The 12,037-nt window shown below is 72.3% G+C and carries 11 protein-coding genes; 7 read left to right on the forward strand and 4 right to left on the reverse strand.

Features of this window, described 5'->3' with window-relative positions:
- Window positions 1-41: 41 nt before the first annotated feature.
- The 4 genes from aroC (at window position 42) to LUU90_RS15685 (ending at window position 4,014) form a co-directional block, all read left to right on the forward strand.
- The gene (aroC, locus tag LUU90_RS15670; protein WP_275004430.1) at window positions 42-1,286 is read left to right on the forward strand and encodes a chorismate synthase; all 1,245 of its coding nucleotides are present in this window, start codon (window positions 42-44) and stop codon (window positions 1,284-1,286) included.
- The gene (locus LUU90_RS15675; protein ID WP_425596241.1) at window positions 1,283-1,909 is read left to right on the forward strand and encodes a shikimate kinase; all 627 of its coding nucleotides are present in this window, start codon (window positions 1,283-1,285) and stop codon (window positions 1,907-1,909) included. The genes aroC and LUU90_RS15675 overlap by 4 nt, the downstream gene beginning before the upstream one ends.
- Complete coding sequence (aroB, locus tag LUU90_RS15680; protein ID WP_275004431.1) at window positions 1,906-3,063, forward strand: 3-dehydroquinate synthase; 1,158 nt, start codon at window positions 1,906-1,908, stop codon at window positions 3,061-3,063. Before LUU90_RS15675 ends, aroB begins: the two co-directional genes overlap by 4 nt.
- 174 nt (window positions 3,064-3,237) lie before the next feature.
- Complete coding sequence (locus LUU90_RS15685) at window positions 3,238-4,014, forward strand: excalibur calcium-binding domain-containing protein (RefSeq protein ID WP_275004433.1); 777 nt, start codon at window positions 3,238-3,240, stop codon at window positions 4,012-4,014.
- A 1-nt stretch (window position 4,015) separates the two neighbouring features.
- Here LUU90_RS15685 and LUU90_RS15690 read toward each other — a convergent pair whose 3' ends face one another.
- Both LUU90_RS15690 and LUU90_RS15695 read right to left on the reverse strand, forming a co-directional pair.
- Window positions 4,016-4,789 carry a glycerophosphodiester phosphodiesterase gene (locus LUU90_RS15690; protein WP_275004434.1) on the reverse strand — a complete coding sequence of 258 codons (774 nt, stop codon included), beginning with the start codon at window positions 4,787-4,789 and terminating at the stop codon, window positions 4,016-4,018.
- A 102-nt stretch (window positions 4,790-4,891) separates the two neighbouring features.
- Window positions 4,892-5,887, reverse strand: a complete 996-nt coding sequence (locus LUU90_RS15695) for an alpha/beta hydrolase (RefSeq protein WP_275004435.1) — start codon at window positions 5,885-5,887, stop codon at window positions 4,892-4,894.
- Between the two features lie 169 nt (window positions 5,888-6,056).
- Between LUU90_RS15695 and LUU90_RS15700 the strand changes: the two genes are divergently transcribed.
- Both LUU90_RS15700 and LUU90_RS15705 read left to right on the forward strand, forming a co-directional pair.
- On the forward strand, window positions 6,057-7,442 hold the full coding sequence (locus LUU90_RS15700; protein ID WP_275004437.1) for an alpha-hydroxy-acid oxidizing protein: 1,386 nt from the start codon (window positions 6,057-6,059) through the stop codon (window positions 7,440-7,442).
- Window positions 7,443-7,587: 145 nt separating this feature from the next.
- Window positions 7,588-9,018: an MFS transporter gene (locus LUU90_RS15705; RefSeq protein ID WP_275004438.1), complete on the forward strand. Its 1,431-nt coding sequence runs from the start codon at window positions 7,588-7,590 to the stop codon at window positions 9,016-9,018.
- Here the strand turns inward: LUU90_RS15705 and LUU90_RS15710 are convergent.
- Window positions 9,015-10,163: a sigma-70 family RNA polymerase sigma factor gene (locus LUU90_RS15710; protein ID WP_275004440.1), complete on the reverse strand. Its 1,149-nt coding sequence runs from the start codon at window positions 10,161-10,163 to the stop codon at window positions 9,015-9,017. The two genes, LUU90_RS15705 and LUU90_RS15710, sit on opposite strands and share 4 nt — an antisense overlap.
- Before the next feature lie 572 nt (window positions 10,164-10,735).
- Window positions 10,736-11,092 (reverse strand): iron chaperone, encoded by a 357-nt coding sequence (locus LUU90_RS15715; RefSeq protein WP_275004441.1) that lies wholly within the window; start codon window positions 11,090-11,092, stop codon window positions 10,736-10,738.
- Between the two features lie 211 nt (window positions 11,093-11,303).
- On the opposite strand from LUU90_RS15715, the gene LUU90_RS15720 reads away from it, so the two are divergent.
- Window positions 11,304-12,037: DUF222 domain-containing protein (locus LUU90_RS15720; RefSeq protein WP_275004442.1), on the forward strand; the 734-nt coding region annotated here is incomplete at its 3' end.

The following is a 12,037-nucleotide window of genomic DNA, read 5'->3' on the forward strand; positions in this document are numbered from 1 at the left end:
CGGAGGCGCCGCCTGCGTGACACGCGTGAAACAATCGCGCCATGCTGCGTTGGTTGACATCGGGTGAGTCGCACGGTCCTGCTCTCGTGGGCGTGATGGAGGGTCTGCCCGCCGGGGTGGAGATGACCACGTCGGACATTCAGGGTGCGCTCGCGCGCCGCCGCCTCGGTTATGGCCGGGGTGCGCGCATGAAGTTCGAGCAGGACGAGGTGCGGGTGCTCGGCGGGCTCCGGCACGGGATCACGCAGGGTGGACCGCTCGCCATCGAGATCGCGAACACCGAGTGGCCGAAGTGGACCGACGTCATGTCGGCGGACCCGGTGCCGCCGGAGGCGCTCATGGTCGACGCGGGCACCGGCGACGAACGCGAGGTGGCCCGCAACCGTCCGCTGACGCGCCCGCGTCCCGGGCACGCCGACCTGATCGGCATGCGCAAGTACGGCTTCGAGGACGCCCGGCCCGTGCTGGAGCGTGCCTCCGCCCGCGAGACGGCGGCGCGGGTCGCGCTCGGCGTCGCGGCCGCGAAGTTCCTGGAGCAGGCGCTCGGCGTCCGCCTGGTGTCGCACGTGGTCGCCATCGGTGCGGCCGACGTGCCCGACGACGCCGTGCTGCCGACCCCTGACGACACCGCCGCGCTCGACGCCGACCCCGTGCGCTGCTTCGACGCCGCTTCCTCGAAGCTGATGGTCGAGGAGATCGACCTGGCCAAGAAGGACGGCGACACACTCGGCGGTGTCGTCGAGGTGCTCGCCTACGGTGTGCCGTCCGGCCTGGGCACCTACGTGCAGGGCGACCGCCGGCTCGACGCACGCCTCGCCGCCGCCCTCATGGGCATCCAGGCGATCAAGGGCGTCGAGGTCGGTGACGGCTTCCGCACCGCGCGTCGACGCGGCACGGCCGCTCACGACGAGATCGTGCGCGAGGCCGGGACCGGACCGGAGGGTGCCGCCGCGCCGGGCCGGATCCGCCGTACCACCAACCGCGCGGGCGGCATCGAGGGCGGTATGTCGAACGGTGAGGTCGTGCGCGTGCGGGCCGCGATGAAGCCCATCTCGACCGTGCCGCGTGCGCTGCCGACCGTGGACACCGCCACCGGTGAGCCCGTCACGGCGCACCACCAGCGGTCCGACGTCTGCGCGGTGCCGCCCGCCGCCGTCGTCGCGGAGGCGATGGTCGCGCTGACCCTGGCGGAGGCCGCGTGCGAGAAGTTCGGCGGCGACTCCGTGGCCGAGGTGCGTCGCAACATGGAGTCCTACGTCGCCGCCATCCCGGAGCTCCTGCAGTGAGCGGCGCCGCTCGCAGCGGGCCGGTCGCGGTGATGATCGGGCCGCCCGGCTCCGGCAAGTCGAAGGTCGGGCGCATCCTCGCCGCGGGCCTGGGCGTCACCGTCCGCGACACCGACGCGGACATCGAGGCGATCGCGGGAAAGCCCGTGAGCGAGATCTTCGTGGACGACGGCGAGCCCAGGTTCCGGGAGCTCGAACGTGAGGCGGTGCTCGCCGCCCTCGCCGAGCACGACGGCGTCCTGTCCCTCGGCGGCGGCGCCGTGATGAACGCCGCCACGCAGGAGGCGCTCGAGAAGTACACGGCGGACGGCGGCCACGTCGTCTTCCTGGACGTGCCGCTGGCCATCGCCGCCCAGCGGGTCGGCATGAACCAGGCCCGTCCGCTGCTGCTGGGCAACCCGCGTGCGCAGTGGCAGAAGCTGATGACCGAGCGGCGGCCCACGTACGAGCGGCTCGCGACCCTGACGATCGTGTCGAGCGAGCGGCCCGGCGAGCGGGTGGCCGCGGAGATCATCGAGGCGCTGGGCCTGGCCGAGGAGGTCCCCGACCTGGTGGACCCGAAGCGGGCGGACAGCACGGCTGGCACGGATAGCACAGAAAGTACGAAGGAGAGCACCACGTGAGCACCGAGAGTGCTCCCACACGGGTCACCGTGCGGGGAGACGCCCCCTACGACGTCGTCATCGGCCGCCACCTGCTGGGTGAGCTGCCGTCGCTGGTGGGCGCGGCCCGGAAGGTCATGGTCGTCCACCCGGCCGCGCTGTCCGCGACCGCCGACACGATCGCCGAGGACCTGAAGTCGTCGGGCTACGAGGCGTTCGTGGCCGAGGTGCCCGACGCGGAGTCGGCCAAGACACCACAGGTCGCGGCGTTCCTCTGGGGGCTGCTGGGCCAGCTGGACTTCACGCGGTCGGACGCGATCGTCGGCGTCGGCGGGGGAGCCACCACGGACCTGGCGGGCTTCGTGGCCGCGACCTGGCTGCGCGGGATCCGCGTGGTGCACGTGCCGACCACGCTGCTCGCCATGGTCGACGCCGCCGTGGGCGGCAAGACCGGCATCAACACGACCGAGGGCAAGAACCTCGTGGGCGCGTTCCACCCGCCGGCCGGTGTGCTCTGCGACCTGGCGGCGCTCGGCTCGCTCGACAAGTGGGACCTCGTGGCGGGCCTGGCCGAGGTCGTCAAGACCGGCTTCATCGCCGACCCGGTGATCCTCGACCTCGTCGAGGCCCACGTCGACGAGCTGCGGAACTGGGCGGGTGCCGAAGCCACCGACGAGACCTGGGCGGTCGTGGCCGAGCTCGTCGAGCGGTCGGTCCGCGTCAAGGCCCAGGTGGTGGGTGAGGACCTCAAGGAGGCCGGCCTGCGGGAGATCCTGAACTACGGGCACACGCTGGGGCACGCGATCGAGCTCGCCGAGCGGTACCAGTGGCGCCACGGCGCCGCGGTGAGTGTCGGCATGGTCTTCGCGGCGGAGCTCGCGCGCGTGGCGGGCAAGCTGTCCGACGATGTCGCAGACCGGCACCGCGCCATCCTGTCCTCGCTCGGCCTCCCCGTGCACTACCGGGGCGACCGCTGGGACCAGCTGCTGGCCGCGATGCGGCGCGACAAGAAGACCCGCGGCGACCTGCTGCGGTTCGTCGTACTGGACGACATCGGCAAGCCGGTCCGCCTGGAGGGCCCCGACCCGACACTCCTGGCCGCCGCCTACGCGGAGGTCTCGAAGGAGCCCCCGACCAAGGGCCCCGGCACGCCGGTCACGCTGACGCTGGGCTGACCCCGGCACGGTGCGGCGCCTCGGGTGGCGGGCGTCGGTGCGGTTGCTGCCGCGAGTGATCCGGGGTGAACTTGCCCGCTCACTGCGCAGTGCGAGGTGAACAGGCCTACCGTCCGACGCACAGGGGGCAACCCGCGTGCGGCCCCGGTCGTACGCCGACCGGAAGGCACCATCGTGCGTAAGGTCTACAACTTGCCGCCAGGTTGGCCCGCTCCCAGCTCGGAGTGGACGCCAGACCTGCAGTGGGAGCCCAATCCCGAGTGGTCGAAGCCCGACGGCTGGCAGCTGTGGGTCGACGTGCCCGACACGGCACTGATCGGTGAGGGCGCCGTCGTCGTGGACGTACCGGACGAGGACACGCGCAAGAAGTCCCGGCGCAAGCCGCTGCTGATCCTGGGTGGGGCGGCGGCGACGGTGGTCGTCTTCCTCTTCGGCGTCGGCGCGGGCGGAGGATCGGGCGCAGGGGCTGTCGCGGCGGCGGAAGCGTCCGCTTCCGCCGCGTCGTCCGCCGCAGCCGCCGAGCGTGCAGAGGCGCAGACCGACGCCGAGGCGCTCGCCGTGGCGCAGGAATCGCTCGAGGCGGACGAGGCGAAGCTCGCCTCGGACCAGAAGAGTCTCACCACGTTGACGGCCGACATCACGCAGAAGGCCGACAAGGTCAAGTCCCGGGAGAAGGCGGTCAAGTCCGCCGAGACTGACCTCGACGCGAGAGAGTCCGACGTCGCAGACCGTGAGGCGGCGGTCGAGACCGCGGAAGCCGCAGGTGGCACAGCGGAGGAAGCCCCCGCGGCCGAGGAACCGGCGGCCGAGGAACCCGAGGACACGGGCGGCGCGGCGTACTACGACAACTGTGACGCCGCCCGGGCGGACGGCGCCGCCCCTGTCTACACCGGCGACCCCGGCTACGGCTCGCACCTGGACCGGGACGGTGACGGCGTCGGCTGCGAGTAGGTCAGTCCCAGAGTCCTCGCTCGACGAGGAGGTCCTTGAGCACGTCGGCGCGGTCGGTGACCAGGCCGTCGACGCCCAGGTCGATCAGCCGCGCCATCTCGTCGCGGTCGTTGATGGTCCAGACGTGGACCTTCTTGTCGAGCGAGTGCGCCGCCTGGATCGTCGCGTCGTCGACGACCGTGACCGACTTCTCGCGCACCGGCACCTGCAGAGCGTCGACGTCGCGCAGGGAGCGGCGGACGAGCGGGCGCGTGCGCAGGCGCACCCCGGTGAGGAAGGCCCTGATCTCGCTGCGCCCGGCCGAGGTGGCCACCGGGTGGGACAGCTTGGCGAGCGTCGCCCTGCGGCGCGCCGCGTCGAAGGACGTGACGCACACACGGTCCCACGACGACGTCTTCTCGATGGCCCGCGCGACCGGCCCGATGCCGGAGTCGTGCTTGACGTCCACGTTCACGCGCAGGCCCGGCCAGCCGCCCAGCACGTCCTCGAGCAGCGGCACCGGCTCGACGCCGCCGATGCGGGCCTCGCTGACGTCCGACCACGGCAGCTCGGCGACGAGGCCGGTCCCGTCGGTGGTGCGGTCGAGCGACTCGTCGTGCAGCGCGACGGCCACGCCGTCCGCCGTGCCGTGCGCGTCCGTCTCGACGTAGCGGTAGCCGAGGTCGACGGCGGCGCCGAACGCCGCCAGCGAGTTCTCCAGCCCTTCGGTACCGGCCGAAGCGTGTGCGAACCCGCGGTGGGCGAGGGCGTGGAACGGCCCCTCGAAATAGGTCACTGGCTGTCCCTCGTGTGTTGGTGCTGCGTCTGGTGCTGCGTCTTGGTCCTGCGTGCTGCTCGTGCGTCTCGCGTGTGCGTGCTGCCCGCGCGGCGTAGGGTCCTACGTCGCGTCCCGGGCACCGACGACGTCGCCCACCCGGCTGTTCGTCCATTTCAACATGCCGTTGAGGTACGCCTCACGCGGCCCGGTGTCCGACAGTGTCAGGTCGTGGACCGCGCCGGGGACGACGAGCTCGGTGACGTCGTGACCCAGGCGCGGCACGAGCGCGGCCATCTGCTCGACGTCGAGGACGGTGTCCTGCGCGTCGAGGAGCGGGTTGTCGAGCGTGTCCGGGCCGGATGAGTCGGACCGCGCCAGCAGCACGGGGCACGCGATCTCCAGCCCTGCGGCGACCCGCGCCTGCCCGCGCCGCACCGCGACGAACCACCCGACCCGGCTGGCCAGCCCCCCGGGGCGTTTGAGCGTCGTGTCGAACTCCCACCTCCCGCCGTTGGCCGCGAGCAGGTGCTCGGCGTACCGGGAGGGCCCGTCCTTGACGATCGCCGTGGCGGCGAGGCGGCCGACGGTGTCCAGCACCCGTGTGCCCACGCCCCGCTGCCAGTCGGGCGCCCACAGGTCCAGGAACGGGGAGTCGAGCACCAGGATGTCGGGTCCGGCGTCGGCCCCCGCGGCGTTGCGGTGGGCGTGCGCCCACAGCGCCCCCGTGAGCCCGCCGGTCGAGTGGGCGTGCAGCACGAGCGGCAACCCCGGCTCCAGCGTGCGGACCGCCCGGGCGGCGGCAGCGATGTCGCTCGCCTGCTCGCGCAGGTCCATCACGAAGTGCGGGATCTGGTCGGGTTGCAGCGACCGCCCGGCCACGCGCAGGTCGACGGCGTAGAACGCGTAGCCGGCCGTCGCGAAGGCGCGGGCCAGGTGCTCCTGGAAGAAATAGTCGTTGTAGCCGTGCACGTGGACCACCGCCGCGCGGGGCGGGGGAGCGTCGTCCGGGTGCGGGTACCGCACCAGTGTGGCGGGCCCGAGCGGGGCCTCCTGGAACGGTTCGCCGAGCAGGTGGTCGGTGCGCCAGTCGAGCGCTTCATCCGGAGAACCAGGCACACGCGGATGGTATGCCTTCGGACGCCGTCCTCGCAGGTGAGGGCGCTCCGGTCCAGGCGGCTCGGGGCCCGCCGGTGATCGTGGAGCCGTCGGCCCGCACGGCGAGCAGCCGTAGGGGCAGACTCGCGCGGCCGCTGACCGGCACTGCCCGCGTGGCAGGATGTCCGGCATGCGCAATATCGGCCGAACGGTGCAGTCGTCGATCTACCGCAACGGCGTGTTCGGCCGCCGGCCGGTGGTACCGACGGACCCGGACGCGCTCGCCGAGGCGGCCCGACGCCGGATGGCCCGCACCGGCTGGTCCTACGTCGCCGGGGGCGCGGGGGCGCAGCGCACGGTCGACGCCAACCGGGAGGCGTTCGGCCGGTACCCGACGGTGCCCCGCCAGATGGTCGACGTCGGCGAACGCTCCCTGACTACCACCCTGCTCGGGCGCGAGCTGCCCGCGCCGGTGCTGTTCGCACCCGTGGGGGCGCTCGAGCTCGCTGTGCAGCACCGGCGCGGCTACCCGCTCGGTGGCGGTCGCGCCGCCGGACCGCGCAACGCGGAGCCCGAGCTCGCCCGCGCCGCCCGCGACCTCGGCCTACCCGTCGTGATCTCCTCCCAGGCGTCGACGCCCATGGAGGACACCGCCGCGACCCTCGGGGACAGCCCGCGCTGGTTCCAGCTCTACTGGTCGTCCGACGACGCCCTGGTCGAGTCGTTCGTCCGCCGCGCCGAGGCCAGCGGCTGCGAGGCGATCGTCGTCACCCTCGACACCCACGTGCTCGGGTGGCGCACCCGCGACCTCGACCTCGGCTACCTCCCGTTCGCCCGCGCCGAGGGCATCGCCCAGTACCTGAGCGACCCGGTCTTCCAGGAGCTGGTCGAGACCAGGGTCCGCGCGTCCGGGTCTGCTGCGTCCGGGTCTGGTGCCGGCGCTTCTGACAGGGCCGGGGCCGCGACGACGTCGCCCCGGCCCACCGTCGCCGCCGTCCGCTCCCTGCTGTCGATGGCGCGCCACCACCCCGGACCTACCTGGCGCAACCTGACCCAGCCCTACGCCCGTGCCGCCGTCGAGACCTTTCTCGACGTGTTCTCCCGCTCGACCCTGACCTGGTCCGACCTCGCCTGGCTCCGCGAGCGCACCACCCTCCCCGTCCTCGTCAAGGGCATCCAGCACCCCGACGACGCCCGCGCGGCCCTCGACCACGGAGCCGACGGCATCATCGTCTCCAACCACGGCGGACGGCAGATCGACAACGCCGTCGCCTCCCTCGACACCCTGGCCCCCGTGGTCGACGCCGTCCGTACGCACGCGCCCACCGGCGCCGGGGAACGGGTCCCCGTCCTGTTCGACTCGGGCGTCCGCACCGGCGCCGACGTCTTCACCGCGCTCGCGCTCGGTGCCGACGCCGTCCTCCTGGGCCGACCCTGGGTCTACGGGCTGGCCCTCGCGGGAGCCGACGGCGTCCGCGCGGTCGCCGAGCACGTCCTGGCCGAGCTGGACCTCACGATGGCGCTCGCGGGCGTGTCGGCAACGGGGGAGGTCGGGCGCCACAACCTGGCCCTCTGACGTGGCGCCTGACCATGGCGCCTGACTCAGCTCTCTGACCTGTCCGCCGACCTGCGTGCTCACCTGTGTGCTGACCTGCGTGGTCGGTATGAGATCGTGACCGGCCCAGCACCCACGATTCACTCGACGCGGGCAGACTGCCGCCATGACCGACGCCGCACCCCGACCCGACTCGCCGGCAGACCCGGTGGCGCAGCCCCCCACGGTGCCTCCCGCTGTGCCTCCGACGATGGGCCTGGAGCTGCAGGAAGGCGTGCGGATCCCGCGCCGTCAGATCTACTCCTGGGCACTCTGGGACTGGGGTACCCAGCCGTTCAACACGGTGATCCTCACGTTCGTGTTCACGGCGCTGTACCTGACCACCGAGGCCTTCCTGGACCCGGCCGTCGCGGCCCTCGGCGAGAACGATCCCGCCTACGAACGCGGGCTCGCCGAGCTGACCAGCGGCGTTGGCCTGTGGAACACCCTCGCCGGCCTGCTCATCCTGGTGCTCGCTCCCGTGCTGGGCCAGCGCGCCGACGCCACCGGCCGGCGTAAGGTCTGGCTCGCGGGCGGCACGGCAGGCATGGTCCTGTGCATGCTCGCGCTGTGGTTCGTCGAGGCCGACCCTGCGTACTTCGTGCTCGGCGCCGCCCTGATCGGCCTGGGCAGCGTGCTCAACGAGATCGCGGGCGTGAACTACAACGCCATGATGGTCTCGGTCGCCACGCCGCGGACCGTCGGCAAGGTGTCCGGCCTCGGCTGGGGGCTCGGCTACGTCGGCGGCATCCTCGCACTGCTGTTCGTCGTCATCGCCAACGGTGCGGAGTGGTGGGGCATGCCCACCGACAACGGCCTCGCCTTCCGCGTGATCGCCGTCGGCTGCGCCCTGTGGGCGCTCGCGTTCGCGTGGCCCATCCTGGCGTTCGTGCCCGAGCTGCCGCCCACGAAGGGCCGCGCCAAGGTCGGGTTCTTCGCCAGCTACGGCGTGCTGTTCCGCGACGTGCGCGGCCTGTGGCACACCTCGCGCCGCACCTTCTGGTTCCTGCTCGCAAGCGCCGTGTTCCGGGACGGGCTGAGCGGCGTCTTCGCGTTCGGCGCCATCATCGGCGGCGTCAGCTTCGGGTTCTCCGCCGACCAGGTCATCGTCTTCGGTATCGCCGCCAACCTCGTGGCCGGGATCAGCACCGTGCTCGTGGGCTTCGCCGACGACCGTTTCGGCCCCCGCTCCGTCATCCTCAGCACGCTCAGCGTCATCGTCGTGGCCGGGCTCGCCGTCGTGTTCCTGCGCGACCTCGGCCCCGTCGTCTACTGGGTGGGCGGGCTGATCCTGTCGGCCTGTGTCGGCCCCGCACAGGCCGCGTCGCGTTCCTACCTGGCCCGCGTCACGCCGGCAGGCAAGGAGTCGGAGATCTTCGGCCTCTACGCGACGACCGGCCGTGCCGCCTCCTGGATGTCCAGCGCGCTGTGGACCATCACCATCGCCGCCACCGGCGCGACCATCTGGGGCACCCTGGGCATCGTCGCCGTCGTTCTCGTCGGCCTCGTGCTCATGTGGTTCGTGCGGGAGGCGCCCGTCGCCGGCGCGCGTACCTAACGGGCAGGCCGGCGCCGCCGGGCGGCCCGCAGCCACGCCTGGAGCCTGTCGAGATCAGCCAGCGGCCCCAGGTGCCGCAGCTTCTCCGGGTTGATCACGCCGCGGATCCCCGCGAGCTGCCCGTCCGGCACGTCGAACGACATCTCGAACGACCACGTACCGATCAGACCGCCGCCCACGACGTCGTCCGCCATGATGAGCAGCCCCGGCTCCCCACCCACCAGAGCGCGCTCGAAGTGGATGGGCGCCCCACGGCGCATGAAGCCCGCCAGCAGCCGCGCGATCGCGTCCCGCCCCTCCACCGGCCGGGCGATCGACATGCCCTTCGGCACGTTTCCACCGCTGTCGCCCGTGAGCACGACGTCCTCGGCAAGCAGCTCCAGGAACGCGTCCACGTCGCCCTCCTCGCACGCGGCGAGGAACCGCGTCACGAGCTCGTCCGCACGCGCCCGCCTCGCCCGACCGGGCACGGCGCTCGCGGGAGCCTCGGCGTCGGCGGTGCTCGCAGCGCGTCGGGCGGACACCGCGGGACCGCCGTCGCTGCCGTCCTGGACGACGTGCTCGGGCTTGCCGATGTTGCCGCGCGTGCCGACGTCGCCGCGCTGTCGCGCGATCCGCCGCCGGGCGCGCGACGCCAGCTGACGCGCGGCGACCTCGCTCGTGCCGATGACGTCGGCCGCGTCGCTGTGCGGGAGCCCGAGCACGTCATGCAGCAGGAACGCCGCACGCTCCGTCGGGGTGAGCGTCTCCAGCAGCACCAGGAACGCCGTCGAGAGATCGTCGGCCAGCTCGGCGTGCGCCGCGGCGTCCGGTGGTTGTGCCGCCATCGCGACCGGAAGGTTCGACTGCACCGGGCCGACCAGCGGCTCCGGCAGCCACTCACCCACGTAGGACTCGCGCCGCACCCGGGCCGAACGCAGCACATCGATAGCGATCCGCGTCGTCACCGTGGTCACGAACGCATCCGGGTTACGCACCCCGTCAGCCTGCGAGAGACGTATCAGCGCCTCCTGCACCACGTCCTCCGCCTCAGCCACGCTGCCGAGCATCCGGTAGGCCACGGTGAAGGCCAGAGGGCGCAGCCGGTCCAGGGCCGCGCCGTCGAGCCGAGCACCGCCGTCGTGCAGGGCCTCAGGATCCGTCATGAGCACATGCTCTCGCGTCATACCCCTCTGACGAGATACCCGCACCAGACGTGACAGCAGCTCGCGCCTCGCCTGCGTCGCCTGCTCTGCCCGCACCTCTCGGTGCTCCGCTCACCTGCCTCACTCACCTGCCTCACTCACCTGCGCTGGTGACAACAACCGCGCTCCTGCTGCGCCTTCTCCTTTGAGCTCGCCCCGATCACCGGCGCGACCTTCTAGGGGTTGAGCACTGACCGACGGCGGACGGCGTCTCCCGCTCGCCGTTCCCGCCCCGGTCGTGGTGATCGCGGTCTGGGGCGCGTTCCTCTCGCCGAAGGATCGGATCGTGATCCCGGCGCCGTCCCGCGGAAGAGAGGGCGCTCGCGGCCCAGTGGGTCCTGGACCGCACGGCACTGGCACCGACCGCCGGTGCGCCGAGGGCCCTGGAGGAAAACTGCCGCGACGCTGACCGGCTGCGGCCGAACGCGGGACGGGACGCTGCGTCGTCCGGCTTGGCGGCTGACGGGTGGAGACGCAGGGGCGTGAACTCGGGCGTTCGGTTCCGGGCCGAGAATCTGGTCGGCAGCCTAGGGTCAGGGCGAGCGCATCGTGTCGATCTCGTCACGGCGGAACAGGATCAACCGGTCCAGGACGTCGTCGGGCAGGGGACGTTCGGGCGTGAACCGGATGGTCCCCTTCGACGTCGAGAAACCGGCCAGGTCCGAGCCGAGCGCCTCGATCGCGGGCGGGCTGAACGGGTACAGCCCGATGTGCTTGGCCGTGGCGCGGGCCGAGATCAGAGGACTGTCCCGGTAGCGCAGAGCGGCCATGCCGTAGCTGCTGCCCTCCTCGGCGTCGGGAACGAGCCGCAGCGCCCGCGCCCGGACGTGCTCGACGGCGTCCCGCACTGAGCCGTCCAGGCTCGCGATGTAGTCGGTGAACTCGTCCATGGGTACAGCCTCGCCGTACCGGCGGCGCTGCGCGAGGGCACGTCGCGCAGCGTGTGCCAGCGGGGCCCTTGACTTGGGCCCCAGGTGGGCGAGCGGGCACTCGGGCGAGTTATCCACAGATTTCATGTTGGGCGTGCGATGCGTACGGCTGTTCGAGAGAATGGATGTACGCGAGAGGTGAGTACTAGAGGTGGTGAGGGGGCGGGGGTCGGTGGAACAGTCGACGAATGGGGCGCTGGCCGGTGGCCTGCCCGCTGGTGCTGAGTCGATCGAGGAAGCACTGGCCGTGGTCGAGAGCATGGTCGGTGAGCTGGCCGCCCTGACCGATCCTGAGGTGCTGGACGGGTGGAACGCCCCGGGTATCACGCGGTTGGCGGAGGCCCATTCCCGGATCCGTCGGCTGACCGCTCGCCTGGACGGGGTCCGATACACCCTGCTGCCCCGGATCGAGGCGGACGGGTCGTGGCGCTCGGGCGGGATGGCGCGAGCGTTCACGACCTGGCTCCGGCTCCGGGAAGGCATCTCCGCGTCCACGGCCGGTAAGGACATGACGATCGCCCGCCGCCTCGCGACCGCCCTACCCGGGACCCGGGAGCGGTTGGTCGCGGGAACCCTGGGCGTGGACCACGCGAAGGTCATGACCGACGTCGCGCCGACCAGCGAGACCCGCACCGATGCGTTGGCGTGGCTGATCGACACCCGCACCGGTGAGACCACCACCCCCGAGCAGTTCGTGCAGACCGTTGCCGTTGACTTCCCTGACCCGGCCGAGGACCCCGACGGTGAACACACCCGCCAGCTCATCACCCAGGTGCTGGAGGACGCCGTCACCGACGGCACACTGGTCACCGGGGAAGGCCTGGTCCTACGCGAAGCATCCCTGCTCAACGCGGACCAGTTCCGGGTCGTGGCGCGCCGGTTCGCGACGATCACCGACCCCGACAC

The organism is Promicromonospora iranensis, assembly GCF_028994775.1.
Taxonomy (GTDB): domain Bacteria; phylum Actinomycetota; class Actinomycetes; order Actinomycetales; family Cellulomonadaceae; genus Promicromonospora; species Promicromonospora iranensis_A.